The organism is Paraburkholderia caribensis (assembly GCF_002902945.1).
Taxonomy (GTDB): Bacteria; Pseudomonadota; Gammaproteobacteria; order Burkholderiales; family Burkholderiaceae; genus Paraburkholderia; species Paraburkholderia caribensis.
Genome location: NZ_CP026101.1, coordinates 3,056,767 through 3,070,865, shown reverse-complemented (window position 1 = coordinate 3,070,865; position 14,099 = coordinate 3,056,767). Strand labels below are relative to the sequence as shown.

At 61.7% G+C, this 14,099-nt stretch carries 15 protein-coding genes, 1 other RNA gene and 1 pseudogene; 13 read left to right on the top strand and 4 right to left on the bottom strand.

The features are described from left to right. Positions 1-3: 3 nt before the first annotated feature. The 4 genes from C2L66_RS13570 (at position 4) to C2L66_RS13555 (ending at position 2,905) form a co-directional block, all read left to right on the top strand. Positions 4-744 carry an amino acid ABC transporter permease gene (locus C2L66_RS13570; protein ID WP_054928963.1) on the top strand — a complete coding sequence of 247 codons (741 nt, stop codon included), beginning with the start codon at positions 4-6 and terminating at the stop codon, positions 742-744. Continuing rightward, a complete protein-coding gene (gene gltK, locus C2L66_RS13565; protein WP_054928962.1) occupies positions 744-1,421 on the top strand; it encodes a glutamate/aspartate ABC transporter permease GltK in 678 nt (225 codons plus the stop codon). Before C2L66_RS13570 ends, gltK begins: the two co-directional genes overlap by 1 nt. Next, positions 1,418-2,143, top strand: coding sequence for an amino acid ABC transporter ATP-binding protein (locus C2L66_RS13560; protein ID WP_007587434.1), 726 nt, complete (start codon positions 1,418-1,420; stop codon positions 2,141-2,143). The genes gltK and C2L66_RS13560 overlap by 4 nt, the downstream gene beginning before the upstream one ends. A 255-nt stretch (positions 2,144-2,398) precedes the next feature. After that, positions 2,399-2,905 (top strand): hypothetical protein, encoded by a 507-nt coding sequence (locus tag C2L66_RS13555; protein ID WP_060599686.1) that lies wholly within the window; start codon positions 2,399-2,401, stop codon positions 2,903-2,905. Positions 2,906-2,955: 50 nt separating this feature from the next. Here C2L66_RS13555 and C2L66_RS13550 read toward each other — a convergent pair whose 3' ends face one another. Continuing rightward, entirely contained in the window at positions 2,956-3,861 is a 906-nt protein-coding gene (locus C2L66_RS13550; protein WP_082433721.1) for a class II glutamine amidotransferase, read from the bottom strand. A 192-nt stretch (positions 3,862-4,053) separates the two neighbouring features. Here C2L66_RS13550 and pyrC point away from each other — a divergent pair, with 192 nt between their 5' ends. The 3 genes and pseudogenes from pyrC to rnpB all read left to right on the top strand — a co-directional run bounded on the left by pyrC (position 4,054) and on the right by rnpB (position 6,426). Then, the gene (gene pyrC, locus C2L66_RS13545) at positions 4,054-5,118 is read left to right on the top strand and encodes a dihydroorotase (protein WP_054928959.1); all 1,065 of its coding nucleotides are present in this window, start codon (positions 4,054-4,056) and stop codon (positions 5,116-5,118) included. 15 nt (positions 5,119-5,133) lie between these two features. Next, positions 5,134-5,913 (top strand): annotated as a pseudogene (locus tag C2L66_RS13540) (DUF3025 domain-containing protein); the annotation flags it as partial. A 99-nt stretch (positions 5,914-6,012) separates the two neighbouring features. Beyond that, positions 6,013-6,426, top strand: an RNA gene (rnpB, locus tag C2L66_RS13535) — RNase P RNA component class A. A 70-nt stretch (positions 6,427-6,496) separates the two neighbouring features. Here the strand turns inward: rnpB and C2L66_RS13530 are convergent. Then, positions 6,497-6,919 carry an OsmC family protein gene (locus tag C2L66_RS13530; RefSeq protein WP_054928957.1) on the bottom strand — a complete coding sequence of 141 codons (423 nt, stop codon included), beginning with the start codon at positions 6,917-6,919 and terminating at the stop codon, positions 6,497-6,499. Between the two features lie 602 nt (positions 6,920-7,521). On the opposite strand from C2L66_RS13530, the gene rplM reads away from it, so the two are divergent. From rplM to erpA, 3 genes are all read left to right on the top strand, one after another. Continuing rightward, a complete protein-coding gene (gene rplM, locus C2L66_RS13525) occupies positions 7,522-7,950 on the top strand; it encodes a 50S ribosomal protein L13 (protein WP_007587440.1) in 429 nt (142 codons plus the stop codon). 11 nt (positions 7,951-7,961) lie between these two features. Beyond that, complete coding sequence (rpsI, locus tag C2L66_RS13520; RefSeq protein ID WP_042308025.1) at positions 7,962-8,354, top strand: 30S ribosomal protein S9; 393 nt, start codon at positions 7,962-7,964, stop codon at positions 8,352-8,354. Between the two features lie 262 nt (positions 8,355-8,616). After that, positions 8,617-8,982 (top strand): iron-sulfur cluster insertion protein ErpA, encoded by a 366-nt coding sequence (erpA, locus tag C2L66_RS13515; RefSeq protein ID WP_036002677.1) that lies wholly within the window; start codon positions 8,617-8,619, stop codon positions 8,980-8,982. A gap of 80 nt (positions 8,983-9,062) precedes the next feature. Here erpA and C2L66_RS13510 read toward each other — a convergent pair whose 3' ends face one another. Further along, on the bottom strand, positions 9,063-10,193 hold the full coding sequence (locus C2L66_RS13510; RefSeq protein WP_060599687.1) for an anhydro-N-acetylmuramic acid kinase: 1,131 nt from the start codon (positions 10,191-10,193) through the stop codon (positions 9,063-9,065). A gap of 246 nt (positions 10,194-10,439) precedes the next feature. Between C2L66_RS13510 and tyrS the strand changes: the two genes are divergently transcribed. Genes tyrS through C2L66_RS13495 form a run of 3 tightly spaced genes read left to right on the top strand, consistent with a single transcriptional unit; the run spans position 10,440 to position 12,891 of the window. Further along, positions 10,440-11,687, top strand: coding sequence for a tyrosine--tRNA ligase (tyrS, locus tag C2L66_RS13505; protein WP_036002682.1), 1,248 nt, complete (start codon positions 10,440-10,442; stop codon positions 11,685-11,687). Positions 11,688-11,733: 46 nt separating this feature from the next. Next, a complete protein-coding gene (dtd, locus tag C2L66_RS13500) occupies positions 11,734-12,192 on the top strand; it encodes a D-aminoacyl-tRNA deacylase (protein WP_054928955.1) in 459 nt (152 codons plus the stop codon). Between the two features lie 24 nt (positions 12,193-12,216). Then, complete coding sequence (locus tag C2L66_RS13495; protein WP_054928954.1) at positions 12,217-12,891, top strand: histidine phosphatase family protein; 675 nt, start codon at positions 12,217-12,219, stop codon at positions 12,889-12,891. Positions 12,892-12,933: 42 nt separating this feature from the next. On the opposite strand, the gene ruvB is transcribed toward C2L66_RS13495, so the two are convergent. Beyond that, positions 12,934-13,998 (bottom strand): Holliday junction branch migration DNA helicase RuvB, encoded by a 1,065-nt coding sequence (gene ruvB, locus C2L66_RS13490; RefSeq protein ID WP_054928953.1) that lies wholly within the window; start codon positions 13,996-13,998, stop codon positions 12,934-12,936. Positions 13,999-14,099: the final 101 nt, after the last annotated feature.

Here is a 14,099-nt window from a genome sequence, read left to right as displayed (position 1 = left end):
GTCATGTCATACCACTGGAACTGGGGCATTCTGCTGAGTCCGGTTTCCACCGGCGAGCCGACCACCTATCTCGGCTGGCTGCTGTCCGGTCTCTGGGTGACGGTCACCGTTTCGCTGTGCGCGTGGGTGATCGCGCTGATCGTCGGGTCGTTCTTCGGCGTGCTGCGCACGGTCCAGAACCCGCGCCTCGCGGCGATCGGCACCGTCTACGTCGCCATCTTCCGTAACATTCCGCTGATCGTTCAGTTCTTCATCTGGTATCTGGTGATACCCGAGCTGCTGCCCGTTTCGATCGGCACATGGTTCAAGCAGCTGCCGCCTGGCGCGCAGTTCTTCTCGTCGTCGATCATCTGTCTCGGGCTGTTCACCGCCGCGCGTGTGTGCGAGCAGGTCCGCTCGGGCATCAACGCGCTGCCGCGCGGCCAGCGCGGCGCGGGCTTTGCGCTTGGCTTCACGCAATGGCAGACGTATCGTTACGTGCTCTTGCCCGTCGCGTACCGGATCATCGTGCCGCCGCTCACGTCGGAGTTCCTGAACATCTTCAAGAACTCTGCCGTTGCATCGACCATCGGTCTGCTGGATCTGTCCGCTCAGGCGCGCCAGCTCGTCGACTACACGGCGCAGACCTATGAGTCGTTCATCGCCGTCACGGTCGCGTACCTGCTCATCAACCTGATTGTGATGACGCTGATGCGCATCGTCGAAGCCAAGAGCCGGTTGCCTGGCTATATCGGAGGCAAGTGATGCATCATTTCGACTGGAGCGGTATTCCGGGCGCACTGCCGACGCTGTGGACGGGCGCCGTCGTCACGTTCAAGATCACGATTCTCGCGATCGTGGTCGGCATCGTGTGGGGCACGGTGCTCGCGATCATGCGGCTGTCGTCGTTCAAGCCGTTCGAGTGGTTCGCGAAGATCTACGTGACGCTTTTCCGCTCGATCCCCCTCGTGATGGTTCTGCTGTGGTTCTTCCTGATCGTGCCGCAGTTGCTGCAGAACGTGCTGGGCCTTTCCGCCGACATCGACATCCGGCTCGCGTCGGCGATGGTCGCGTTCTCGCTGTTCGAAGCTGCGTACTACTCGGAAATCATCCGCGCGGGCATTCAGGCGGTGCCGCGCGGCCAGGTGAACGCATCGTACGCGCTCGGCATGAGCTACGCGCAGGCGATGCGCCTCGTCGTGCTGCCGCAGGCGTTCCGCGCGATGGTGCCGCTGTTGCTCACGCAAGCCATCGTGCTGTTTCAGGATACGTCGCTCGTCTACGTGATCAGCCTCGCCGACTTCTTCCGCACGGCCACGAATATTGGCGACCGTGACGGCACGAACGTCGAAATGGTACTGTTCGCGGGTGCGTGTTACTTCGTGGTGTGCGTGGTCGCGTCGAGCCTCGTCAAAAGTCTTCAGAAAAAGGTCGCAAGATGATCTCTATCAAGAATGTGTCGAAGTGGTACGGTCAGTTCCAGGTGCTGACCGACTGCACGACGGAAGTGAAAAAGGGCGAAGTGGTCGTCGTGTGCGGCCCGTCGGGTTCGGGTAAATCGACGCTGATCAAGACGGTCAACGGGCTCGAGCCGTTTCAGAAAGGCGAAATCGTGATCAACGGCCAGTCGCTCACCGACAAGAAGACAAACCTGTCGAAGCTGCGTTCGAAGGTCGGCATGGTGTTTCAACACTTCGAGTTGTTCCCGCATCTGTCGATCACCGAAAACCTGACGCTCGCGCAGATCAAGGTGCTCGGCCGCTCGAAGGACGAAGCGACTGCGAAGGGCCTCAAGCTGCTCGATCGCGTCGGCTTGCGCGCGCACGCGGACAAGTATCCTGGGCAGTTGTCGGGCGGTCAGCAGCAGCGTGTGGCGATTGCGCGGGCGCTGTCGATGGACCCGATTGCGATGCTGTTCGACGAACCCACTTCCGCGCTTGATCCTGAAATGATCAACGAAGTGCTCGACGTGATGGTCGAACTTGCGCAGGAAGGCATGACCATGATGTGCGTGACGCACGAAATGGGTTTCGCGAAGAAGGTCGCGCATCGCGTGATTTTCATGGACAAGGGCCTCATCGTCGAAGACGACCGCAAGGAAGACTTTTTTGCGAATCCGAAATCGGATCGCGCGAAGGATTTCCTCGCAAAGATCCTGCATTAAAAGCAGGCTGTAGAAGCAAAAAAGCCGCTCCATCAGGGCGGCTTTTTTTTATCTCTCTTTTTATTTATTCTTTCGTGCGGCTTTCGAAAAATAGAACGATATATAAAATTAGGAGTATTGCTTATTAAGGATGCGTGTTAATCGGAATCGTCTCATGTAACTTGTGGTGGCATGCGCATAAGCTTCCCGGCGAAACGTGATGAGGTGAGCGGGGTGCGTCGCACTCATTCGTTTTCGATCGACAAGAGACAATCCATGAAAGTGTTTTTGATGAGCGACCTGGTCGTTCACGAGTTAGTGTCAATGCAGCTGGAAGGCAAATGGCTGACCGCTGCGCAGTTCGCGGAGTCGGCGCAGATGTGGATTTCTCGTCATGGGCAAAAAAATCAGTTATCCAGAAGAATGCTCGAAGTCTTTCAACACGAGGCGGAGCAAATCGCCGGGCGTCTGATGAACGACGCGATAGCTGACGGATCGGATTCGCGTCTGAAAGCTCTCCTGCTGGCTATTCCTGCCGTCAACTACGCAGATCCGCTGAGTGCGAGCGCACTTGCCGCAAGCCTCGAGGTCTGTCGCAGGAAGCTGTGCGATTGCTGTTCCCATCGCCTTGAACCCGGCAATCCACAGAAAGTGCACGAAACGGAACGCTGGCGTTGTCATCCCGCGCTGCGCCAGTTCTTGTGTGGAAGCGCTGCGGCGCACGAGACAGAAGGCGGCGTCAGCGCGGGTGAAGACGGTCTTGCAGCGAGCGCACGCCAGTAGCGACACCGCCCGCGAGCGACGGGACTAGCGCGAAGGCGGCTATCGGGCGATCAGGATTCGTACGCGGCGGCGTCGTCGGATTCGAGATCGAGAACAGACGCGACGGGCAGCATGCTCGCAGAAGCGCTGCGATCACAGGCGGGATTGCGCGCCTTCTCCAGCACGGCCGGCGGCACGGGCACGTTGGCGCGCGCGATCACTTCGCCGTGCTGGAACATCAGTAGATCGCCCGGCTCGAAAGCGGTCCATATTTCGTTGTCGGTCAACGGCTGCGTGGCGATCACGGCGACGCGGTCTTCGGGCGTCGTATACTTGGCGAAATCGATCGATACGTCCGCGTCGACCAGATGCGCGGTCGAAAACGGCCAGCTGCGCACAAGGTAATGAAGATGCGTCGAGCAGTGCGCAAACAACGCCTGGCCATTCGACATCAGAAAATTGAACACGCCGAACTGGGTGATTTCGCGGGTCAACGTTTCCAGCGCGGCGAACAGTTCGTTCAGCGGCGGTTGCGAACCAGGAAACGCCTTGCGCAACCCTTGCAGCAGCGCGCAGAACGCCAGCTCGCTATCGGTGCTGCCGACGGGCTGGTACACGCCCGACAGCACCGGGCTGTAATTCTGCAGATCACCGTTGTGCGCGAAGATCCAGTGGCGTCCCCACAACTCCCGCATGAACGGATGGCAGTTCTCGAGCACGATATGCCCTTGCGTCGCCTTGCGGATATGCGCGATCGTGTTCTTCGACTTGATCGGGTAGCGCTTGACCATCTCGGCGATGGGCGAGGTGGCCGACGACTGATGATCGATGAACAGGCGACAGGCCTTGTCTTCGAAGAAGGCGATGCCCCAGCCGTCGGAGTGGTGGTCGGTGACGCCGCCGCGCGCCGCGAAGCCGGTGAACGAGAACGTGACGTCCGTGGGCGCGGCGCAATTCATTCCGAGTAGTTGGCACATGATGCGGAAGACAAGCCTTTCTAACGGGGTATGAGCCCGCATGGGCCGACCCGTTACAATGATGATTTTCCAAGCATATCACCGAGCCAGAAACGGCAAAAAGCAAAATTGACGGGTGTTTTGGCTGCATTTGTGGATTAGCCTCGTCAGTTATGCAATCTGCCGCTTGCTCGACGCTCGTGAGTCCCCGCCATGACCGCATCTACCGCTGCTTCCGTCGATACCCTCACGCTCGCCCGTCCCGATGACTGGCATCTGCACGTCCGCGACGGCGCGATGCTTGCCGCCGTCCTGCCGCACACCGCGCGCCAGTTCGGCCGCGCGATCATCATGCCGAACCTGAAACCGCCCGTCACGACGACCGAGATGGCGCGCGCCTACCGCGAGCGGATCGTCGCGGCGATCCCGGCCGGCGTGAAGTTCGAGCCGCTGATGACGCTGTATCTGACCGACAACACGCCGCCCGAAGAGATCCGCCGCGCCCGCGAAAGCGGTTTCGTGCATGGCGTGAAGCTGTATCCGGCGGGCGCGACGACGAATTCGGACGCAGGCGTCAGCGACATCCGCAAATGCGCGAAAACGCTCGAGATGATGCAGGAAACGGGCATGCCGCTGCTCATTCACGGCGAAGTGACGGATTCCTCGATCGATCTTTTCGATCGCGAGAAAGTGTTCATCGACCGCGTGATGACGCCGCTGCGCCGCGATTTCCCGGCGCTGAAGGTCGTGTTCGAGCACATCACCACCAAGGACGCCGCCGATTATGTCCGTGACGCGGGCGCGCCGCCCGAACTGCTGGGCGCGACGATCACTGCGCATCATCTGCTGTACAACCGCAACGCGATTTTCCAGGGCGGCATCCGTCCGCATTATTACTGCTTGCCTGTGTTGAAGCGCGAGACGCACCGTGTGGCGCTCGTCGAGGCGGCCACGTCGGGCAATCCACGCTTTTTCCTCGGCACGGACAGCGCGCCGCATCCGAAGGGCCTGAAGGAACATGCGTGCGGCTGCGCGGGCTGCTATACAGCGCTGCATGCACTCGAGCTGTACGCCGAAGCGTTCGACAAGGCGGGCGCGCTCGACAAGCTCGAAGGCTTCGCGAGCTTCCATGGCGCCGATTTCTACCGCCTGCCGCGCAGCGAGGAGAAGGTCACGCTGCGCCGGGAAGAATGGACGCTGCCTGCCGAAGTCGCGGCAGGCGATACGCCCGTCGTGCCGTTGCGCGGCGGCGAGACGATCGGCTGGAAGCTCGTTTGAGCGCTTGCTGAGCGAATGTCGCGCAATATCGGCTCCGCGGGCGGCGTGTTGAAACGCGCTGCAACGGGCTTCGCGGATATCGACTGGTCGATGCCGTGGTTCGCGCAGGTCGCGACGCGCGGCGTGCGCTGGCAACAGGCTGCGCTGCGCAGTGCGGCGGATCAGTTGCGCGAGATGAACGCGGATGCCGCGTCCGCCGTCGTCACAACGGGACGCGGAAAGCAGCTCGCCTTTATCCCGCAGGACGCATTGCCGCCCGGCACCGCGTACGAAGCGCATATTGCCGCATCAGGCTGCGTGCCGACACGCCACAATCTGCATGATTTCTTCAACGCGCTGATGTGGTTTCAGTTTCCGCGTATCAAGGCGGCGCTGAGCGCGCGCGGGTCGGCGGCTGTCGATGTTCTCGGCATCGGCCCGACGCGCGGCGGCACGCGCGACGCACTCACACTGTTCGACGAGAACGCCGTGCTGTTCGCGTGTGCGGACGCGTCGGTATCGGCCGCACTGCGCTCGTTCGACTGGAAAACGCTGTTCGTCGACCGGCGAGCGGCGTGGGGCGAGCGCTGCGAGGTGCGCTGCTTCGGGCACGCGCTGCTGGAAAAACTCGTTACGCCCTATAAGGCGTGTACCGCACACGCGTGGATCGTCGAGGTGCCGTCTGCCTATTTCTCATGGCCCCGTATTTCGCGCGACGCGTTTCTGGACGAAACCATCGCCCGCACGCTGCTCGATACGCCGAGCTTCAGCGCCCGGATGTTCGCGCCGCTACCCGTGCTGGGCATTCCCGACTGGTGGGCAGCGAACGACGCGCCGTCTTTCTACGACGATGCCTCTGTGTTTCGCAGCGGGCGGCGGTCTCGCGGAACGCCAGATGTTAAAATGTCCATCAGCAAAGCAGGCCAGGCAGTCGCGGCCTCGGCGGTTTCGGCCGGCGAGGGCGAGGAAAGTCCGGACTCCACAGGGCAGGGTGATGGCTAACGGCCATCCGTGGTGACACGCGGAACAGGGCAACAGAAAGCAAACCGCCGATGGCCCGGCGCAAGCCGGGATCAGGTAAGGGTGAAACGGTGCGGTAAGAGCGCACCGCGGCTGCTGCGAGGCAGACCGGCACGGTAACCTCCACCCGGAGCAATTCCAAGTAGGCTGGCTAGCATCTTCGAGATGCAGGGCGGGGCCCCCGTCACGTCAGCGGGTAGGAAGCTTGAGCGCGTCAGCAATGGCGCGCCTAGAGGAATGACTGCCACGCGTGGCGCGCTTTCGGGCGCGTTGCGTGCACAAAATCCGGCTTATCGGCCTGCTTTGCCGCTCAAATGACAAATGCCGGCGTCCCAATGGGACGCCGGCATTTTTTGCATTCGCTTCGCGTCAGGCGGCGTTAGCCCGCAACGATATCGAACGAATGCGTGAGCTCGGCCGTTTTCGCGATCATGATCGACGCTGAGCAATATTTGTCGTGCGACAGATTGATCGCGCGTTCCACCGTCGACGGATTCAGGTTCTTGCCCGTCACCGTGAAATGGAAATGGACCTTCGTGAATACCTTCGGGTCCTCGCTCGCGCGCTCGGCTTTCAGCGTCACCGAGCAGCCGCTGATTTCCTGACGGCTCTTTTTCAGGATCATCACGACGTCGTACGCCGTGCAGCCGCCCGTGCCGAGCAGCACCATTTCCATCGGACGCGGCGCCAGATTGCGGCCGCCGCCTTCAGGCGCGCCGTCCATCGCGACGAGGTGGCCGCTGCCCGTTTCGGCGGCGAACGCCATGCCATCCTGACCCATCCAGCTGACTTTGCATTCCATTCCTGTACTCCGCTCACATGCTTGAATTCGAGATGCGCATTGTAGCCCGACGGATGATGGCTCGCCCGGGGCGACACCGGCGGCCGGTTATGCGGATTGTGCCTCGTGTGCTGCGCTGCGGCATGTTCCGCGCATAAGGGATAGCACGGACGATTTTAGGTGCGAACCTCTAGGGCGACTCCAGTGGTTGTCCTGTCCACGCACGCTAAGCCATTGTTCTCGAAAGAGTTAGCCGGGATCGAGGAAGCGGCAAGATGCTTTTCGTATAATGAAATTAGATTTCACATTGCAAATGTTCTTGCGTTGCACAAGCAGCAGCCATATAATCAGTTCATTGGTTGTCGCAGTTCGACAATCTCCGCATGTCTCCTCCACCCTCCTCCAAAGGTGGATTAAGCCCGAACCGCTAGTTCGGGCTTTTTTTCGTCCTCAGCTTTCCGTTGTTCGGGCGCTTTGACTACTAAGCGCAAATTCCTTTATAATTCAGGGCTTTTCCGCAGTCGCGCCCGCGGAGGAAGAACCAGGGAGAGCCTGCACGCGCCTCGAAGCGCACATACAAGCAGGAAAAAACACAGGGCGCAGCACTATTTTTTGGATCGATCATGAAGACGTTTTCCGCAAAAGCCCATGAGGTTACGCGCGAATGGTACGTGATTGACGCGACGGATAAGGTTCTCGGGCGTGTCGCCAGCGAAGTGGCACACCGTCTTCGCGGCAAGCACAAGCCTGAATTCACTCCGCACGTCGACACCGGTGATTTCATCATCGTTATCAACGCCGGCAAGCTGAAGGTCACGGGTAACAAGACCACGGACAAGAAGTACTATCGCCACTCGGGCTACCCGGGCGGTATCTATGAGACGACGTTCGGCAAGATGCAAGAACGCTTCCCGGGCCGCGCGCTCGAGAAAGCGGTCAAAGGCATGCTGCCGAAGGGCCCGCTCGGCTACGCGATGATCAAGAAGCTGAAGGTCTACGCCGAAGCAACGCATCCGCATTCGGCACAACAGCCGAAGGCGCTCGAGATCTAAGGGGAGCCCACATGATCGGTAACTGGAATTACGGTACGGGCCGCCGCAAGAGCGCCGTTGCTCGTGTCTTCATCAAGGCAGGCAAGGGCGAGATCGTCGTCAACGGCAAGCCCATCGCTGACTACTTCTCGCGCGAAACGTCGCTGATGATCGTGCGTCAGCCGCTGGAACTCACGAACCACGCTGCCACGTTCGACATCAAGGTCAACGTGACGGGCGGCGGTGAAACGGGTCAAGCCGGTGCAGTTCGCCACGGCATCACCCGCGCGCTGATGGACTACGACGCAACGCTGAAGCCGGCACTGTCGAACGCAGGCTTCGTGACGCGTGACGCACGTGAAGTCGAGCGTAAGAAGGTCGGTTTCCACAAGGCACGTCGCCGCAAGCAGTTCTCGAAGCGTTAATCGTTTCGGGCTGGCTCTGTTTCAGGCAGGGCTTGCTGCAGAAAGCCGCCAACGCATCTGCGAAGGCGGCTTTTTTATTTGTCGTGCTGCATTGTCGATCCGTATGTGGACATCGCTGACAGGTGTACGAGGACATCGTAGACACCTTTCGTGGCGGCGGGAGTCAGCCGGTCTGCATAAGAACCTATTGATTTCATGGGCTTCAGCACGATATCGGGAACAGCAATACAATAGCGTGTAGAAGCTATTTTGGAGAGTTCGCATGGACGCAGTGACCGACACCCCCGTGACCGAGATGCCGGCACCGTTCGTCTTCACCGACGCAGCGGCTGGCAAGGTCAAGGAACTGATCGAAGAAGAAGGCAACCCTGAGCTGAAACTGCGCGTGTTCGTGCAGGGTGGTGGCTGCTCGGGCTTCCAGTACGGCTTCACGTTCGACGAAGCCATCAACGAAGACGACACGGTGATGAACAAAAGCGGCGTCCAGCTGCTGATCGATTCGATGAGCTACCAGTATCTGGTTGGCGCAGAGATCGACTACAAGGACGACATCAACGGCGCACAGTTCGTCATCAAGAACCCGAATGCTACGACCACCTGCGGTTGCGGCTCGTCGTTCTCGGTGTAAGCGCGGCTTTTTCGCTTAAGTTGCAGCAAAAACGGGGCTTCGGCCCCGTTTTTATTTCCACGCGAAGCTCGCATGCCGTATTAGCGCGGATAAATCGCGCCAAGCACGCGCTCGTCCGCCGCGCCCGTCACCGAGGGCAAATTCCCCGGTTCGCGTGCAACGCAACGCATGGCCAGCCACGCAAACGCCAGCGGTTCCACCTGATGCGGCGGCACGCCGAGCGCTTCCGTCGTCATGACGGGCACGCCGCTGCAGCCGCTTTCGGCGAGGGCGCCCTGCAGTGCTTTCATGATCTCCGGGTTGCGTGCGCCGCCGCCGCACACGTAAACCGCCTTGCAATCGGGCGCATGGCGCTCGACCTCGCGCGCGACGGTGACGGCTGTCAGCGCGACCAACGTCGCCTGGACGTCGGCGGGGCTGAGGTTGGTGAATTCCTGCAACCGGGCGTCGAGCCATTCAGGGTTGAACAGGTCGCGGCCCGTGCTTTTCGGCGGCTGCGCCTCGAAAAACGGCTCATCGAGCAAAGCGTTCAGCAACGGACGATGCACCTGGCCCGACGCCGCAAACTGGCCGTTCTCGTCGAATGGCTTGTTCAGATGCCTGTGCGCCCATTCGTCGAGCAGCGCGTTAGCGGGACCGCAATCGAAGCCGCGCACCGCGCCGTTCGCCGAGAGGATCGTGATGTTACTGATTCCGCCGAGATTGCAGACCACGCGCGTCTCGTTCTTCGCGCCGAAAACCGTCGCATGGAAGGCCGGCACGAGGGGCGCGCCCTGGCCGCCCGCCGCGACGTCGCGGCTGCGGAAATCGGCGATCACGTCGATGTGCATCATTTCGGCCAGCAGCGCCGGATTGTTGATCTGCTTCGTGTAGCCCTTTTCCGGCCGATGCCGCACCGTTTGCCCGTGCACGCCGATCGCGCGGACATCCGCGGCCGACAGGTTGCCCGAGCGCAGCAACTCGTGGCAGCACACCGTATAGCGCGCGGCCAGCGCGTTCGCCGCGAGCGCCTCTCGCTCGATTTCGTTGTCGCCTGGTTGCTGGAGGGCGAATAGCGCGTCGCGTAGACCCTCGGAGAAGCCCACGAACGCCTGCGACCGCACGACGGGCGCCTTGCCTTTCGCAAATTCGACCGCGATGCCGTCCACGCCGTCCATGCTCGTACCTGACATCAACCCGAAATACACGCCGTCTGCCGTGTCTTTGGCCACGCTTCGCTCCTCTGATCGTCGTTCGTCGCGCCTCGTGATGCTTTTGGCGCCTCGTTGACGACGATTGTCGCTCATCGGCACGCCGCGAAACAATGGACGAAACGAGCAGCGCGAGCGCGCACGATGGCTCGCAATCGCCGTGCGCGTCCTACGCGGCTGCGCGTTGGCGCGCGTTTCACGTGAGATCAGGGCGCAATGCGCCTCAACTATGGGACAATCTCCCTTTTTGCGATCTCCCGTTCCAGCATGAGCACCGAGTCCACCGCCAAGCCCAATTCCGCGTACCCGATCACCGACGAAGTCCGCCACGCGCTCGAAGTCACGAAGCGTGGCGTCGACGAACTGCTGATCGAAGAGGAGTTCGCGCAAAAGCTCGCGAAGAGCGCGGCCACGGGCACGCCGCTGCGCATCAAGCTCGGTCTCGATCCGACGGCGCCCGACATCCACATCGGCCACACCGTCGTGCTGAACAAGATGCGCCAGTTGCAGGATCTCGGCCACACGGTGATCTTCCTGATTGGCGATTTCACGTCGCTGATCGGCGACCCGTCCGGCCGCAACGCAACGCGCCCGCCGCTCACGCGCGAGCAGATCGAATCGAATGCGAAGACGTATTTCGAGCAGGCCGCGCTGGTGCTCGACCGCGAGAAGACGGAAATCCGCTACAACAGCGAATGGTCGATGCCCCTTGGCGCCGACGGCATGATCAAGCTCGCGTCCCGCTACACCGTCGCGCGCATTCTGGAGCGAGAAGACTTCACGAAGCGTTTCCAGGGTGGCGTGCCCATCTCGATCCACGAATTCCTGTATCCGCTGATGCAGGGCTACGATTCCGTCGCGCTGAACGCCGACCTCGAACTCGGCGGCACGGACCAGAAGTTCAATCTGCTGGTCGGCCGCGAACTGCAAAAGCAGTACGGCCAGGAACAGCAGTGCATTCTGACGATGCCGCTGCTCGAAGGGCTGGATGGCGTCGAGAAAATGTCGAAGTCGAAGGGCAACTACGTCGGCATCAGCGAGAAGCCGAACGACATGTTCGGCAAGTTGATGAGCATCTCCGACGTGCTGATGTGGCGCTACTTCGAACTGCTGTCCTTCCGTCCGATGGCCGAGATCGAGGGCTTTAAGCGTGAAATCGAAGGCGGCCGCAATCCGCGCGATTTCAAGGTGATGCTCGCGCAGGAAATCGTTGCGCGCTTCCACTCGCAGCCCGACGCCGAGCGCGCGCTGGAAGACTTCAACCACCGCGCGAAGGGCGGCGTGCCGGACGATATCCCGTCTGTGACGCTCGCGGGCGCGCCGCTCGCAATCGGACAACTGCTGAAGCAGGCAGGTCTCGTGCCGTCGACGAGCGAAGCGCTGCGCAACATCGAGCAGGGCGGCGTGAAGATCGACGGCGCGACTGTGTCGGACAAGGGCCTGAAGATCGAAGCCGGCGAGTTCGTCGTACAGGTCGGCAAGCGCCGTTTTGCGCGTGTCACGCTGACGGCATGATGTTCGCCTGCGAGCGTTTGCAAGCGACGCGGCCGAAGGGCGCCGCATGATCGCGCTGATTCAACGCGTGCGGCGCGCGGAAGTGCGCGTCGCCGACCGTGTGACAGGCGCGATCGACGCGGGGCTGCTCGCGCTGGTCTGCGCCGAGCGCGGCGACACCGATGCCGCCGCCGACAAACTGCTCGCCAAAATGCTCGGCTACCGCGTGTTCAGCGACGCCGCGGGCAAGATGAATCTTCCTGTGCAGAATATCGACGGCGCGGGGCGCGCGGGCGGCTTGCTGCTCGTCTCGCAGTTCACCCTGGCCGCCGATACCAACAGCGGCCTGCGCCCGAGCTTCACGCCCGCCGCACCGCCCGACGAGGGCAAGCGCCTGTTCGACTACTTCGTGGCCGCCGCGCGCACGAAGCATCCCATCGTCGAAACGGGCGAATTCGGCGCGGACATGCAGGTCTCGCTTGTCAACGACGGCCCGGTAACGTTCTGGTTGCAGACGCGCGCATAACCGTTGTTTTCCCGCTCCGAACCCATGGCAACACAAGTCCTCTTCATCCGACACGGCGAGACCGACTGGAACCGCATCAAGCGGATTCAAGGACACATCGATATTCCGCTCGCGACGAGCGGCGTCGGCCAGGCGCGACGTCTCGCCGAACGCTTCGCGCGCGAGGCGAGAGAAGGCGCACGGCTCGATGCGATCTATTCGAGCGACCTCATGCGCGCGCAGCAAACGGCGCAACCGTTTGCCGACGTGCTCGGGCTGCCGCTGAACCTCAGCAAGGGCTTGCGCGAGCGTAACTACGGCGCGTTCCAGGGGCACGACAGCGACGAAATCTCGCTGCGCTTCCCCGACGAATACGTGCAGTGGCAGACGCGCGATCCGGGCTTTTCGCCGCCCGAGGGCGAATCGCAACGCGTGTTCTATCATCGCGTGCTGCATGCCGTCGAACCCGTCGTCGCCGCGCATCCGAACGGACGAATCGCCGTCGTTGCGCATGGTGGTGTGCTGGACTGCGTGTATCGCTTTGCGAATGGTTTGCCGCTGGATGCGCCGCGCAACTACGCGTTGCTGAACACGAGCGTGAACGTCGTCGAATTCGAAGACGGACGCGCGAAGGTCGTGTCATGGGCCGATGTCGCGCATCTCGACGGTCACGCGGAAGACGACAGCTTCAAGAAAAAAACGCCCGAAGCCGGGCGTTGAGTCTGATGACGCGGCAGCGCCGCGTTCCCCTCCAGGCGCTGCTCAGCTCGGCTCCGAATCCCACAGATTGCGCACGGGGCTCGCTGTGTCCGGTGCGGCCAGGCCGAAGTGCCGATACGTCATCAGTGTGGCGACACGTCCGCGTGGCGTGCGCTGCAAGAAGCCCTGCTGGATCAGATAGGGTTCGAGCACGTCTTCGATGGTGTCGCGCTCTTCACCGATCGCTGCCGCCAGATTGTCGACGCCGACGGGTCCGCCATCGAACTTGTGCAGGATCGCTTCGAGCAGCTTGCGGTCCATGAGATCGAAACCGACGGGATCGACGTCGAGCATTTTCAGCGCGGCATCCGCGACCTGCGCGGTGATATTGCCATCCGCCTTCACTTCGGCGAAGTCACGCACGCGGCGCAGCAGCCGGTTCGCGATACGCGGCGTGCCGCGCGAGCGCCTGGCGATTTCCAGTGCGCCGTCAGGATGAATCTGAGCGCCCAGCAGCGACGCCGAGCGGCTCACGATACGCGCCAGTTCTTCGGCGTTATAAAACTCCAGCCGCGCGACGATGCCGAAGCGGTCGCGCAACGGGTTGGTCAGCATACCTGCGCGCGTGGTCGCGCCGACCAGCGTGAACGGCTGCAGATCGAGCTTCACGCTGCGCGCGGCCGGACCTTCGCCGATCATGATGTCGATCTGATAGTCCTCCAGCGCCGGGTACAGGATTTCCTCGACGACGGGCGACAGCCGGTGAATCTCGTCGATGAAGAGCACGTCGTTGGCTTCGAGATTGGTCAGCAGCGCAGCGAGATCGCCCGCGCGTTCGAGCACGGGGCCAGACGTTTGCCGCATGTTGACGCCCATCTCGCGCGCGATGATATGCGCGAGCGTGGTCTTGCCGAGACCGGGCGGCCCGAACAGCAGCACGTGATCAAGTGATTCGGAGCGGCGTTTGGCCGCTTCGATGAAGATTTCCAGCTGGCCGCGCACCTTTTCCTGGCCGACATATTCGTCGAGCTGGCGCGGGCGCAACGCGCGCTCGAACGCTTCTTCGTTCGGCGACACGGGCGTGGCGGCGATGATGCGTTCGGCGGCGAGTTTGTCGTGTTCGATCATGCGGGCATTGTACCGCGCACGGCCCGTTCGAATACCTGGCCGGATGGCCAGGGTGCGCGTACGACGGCCGCGTGCGAAGCTTCATGCACGCCGCTCGTCGA

Excerpts from the sequence above, each read along its gene's own strand:
- C2L66_RS13570 (WP_054928963.1), top strand. The coding sequence starts at position 4 with ATGTCATACCACTGGAACTGGGGCATTCTGCTGAGTCCGGTTTCCACC.
- gltK (WP_054928962.1), top strand. The coding sequence starts at position 744 with ATGCATCATTTCGACTGGAGCGGTATTCCGGGCGCACTGCCGACGCTG.
- C2L66_RS13560 (WP_007587434.1), top strand. The coding sequence starts at position 1,418 with ATGATCTCTATCAAGAATGTGTCGAAGTGGTACGGTCAGTTCCAGGTG.
- C2L66_RS13555 (WP_060599686.1), top strand. The coding sequence starts at position 2,399 with ATGAAAGTGTTTTTGATGAGCGACCTGGTCGTTCACGAGTTAGTGTCA.
- C2L66_RS13550 (WP_082433721.1), bottom strand. The coding sequence starts at position 3,861 with ATGTGCCAACTACTCGGAATGAATTGCGCCGCGCCCACGGACGTCACG.
- pyrC (WP_054928959.1), top strand. The coding sequence starts at position 4,054 with ATGACCGCATCTACCGCTGCTTCCGTCGATACCCTCACGCTCGCCCGT.
- C2L66_RS13530 (WP_054928957.1), bottom strand. The coding sequence starts at position 6,919 with ATGGAATGCAAAGTCAGCTGGATGGGTCAGGATGGCATGGCGTTCGCC.
- rplM (WP_007587440.1), top strand. The coding sequence starts at position 7,522 with ATGAAGACGTTTTCCGCAAAAGCCCATGAGGTTACGCGCGAATGGTAC.
- rpsI (WP_042308025.1), top strand. The coding sequence starts at position 7,962 with ATGATCGGTAACTGGAATTACGGTACGGGCCGCCGCAAGAGCGCCGTT.
- erpA (WP_036002677.1), top strand. The coding sequence starts at position 8,617 with ATGGACGCAGTGACCGACACCCCCGTGACCGAGATGCCGGCACCGTTC.
- tyrS (WP_036002682.1), top strand. The coding sequence starts at position 10,440 with ATGAGCACCGAGTCCACCGCCAAGCCCAATTCCGCGTACCCGATCACC.
- dtd (WP_054928955.1), top strand. The coding sequence starts at position 11,734 with ATGATCGCGCTGATTCAACGCGTGCGGCGCGCGGAAGTGCGCGTCGCC.
- C2L66_RS13495 (WP_054928954.1), top strand. The coding sequence starts at position 12,217 with ATGGCAACACAAGTCCTCTTCATCCGACACGGCGAGACCGACTGGAAC.
- ruvB (WP_054928953.1), bottom strand. The coding sequence starts at position 13,998 with ATGATCGAACACGACAAACTCGCCGCCGAACGCATCATCGCCGCCACG.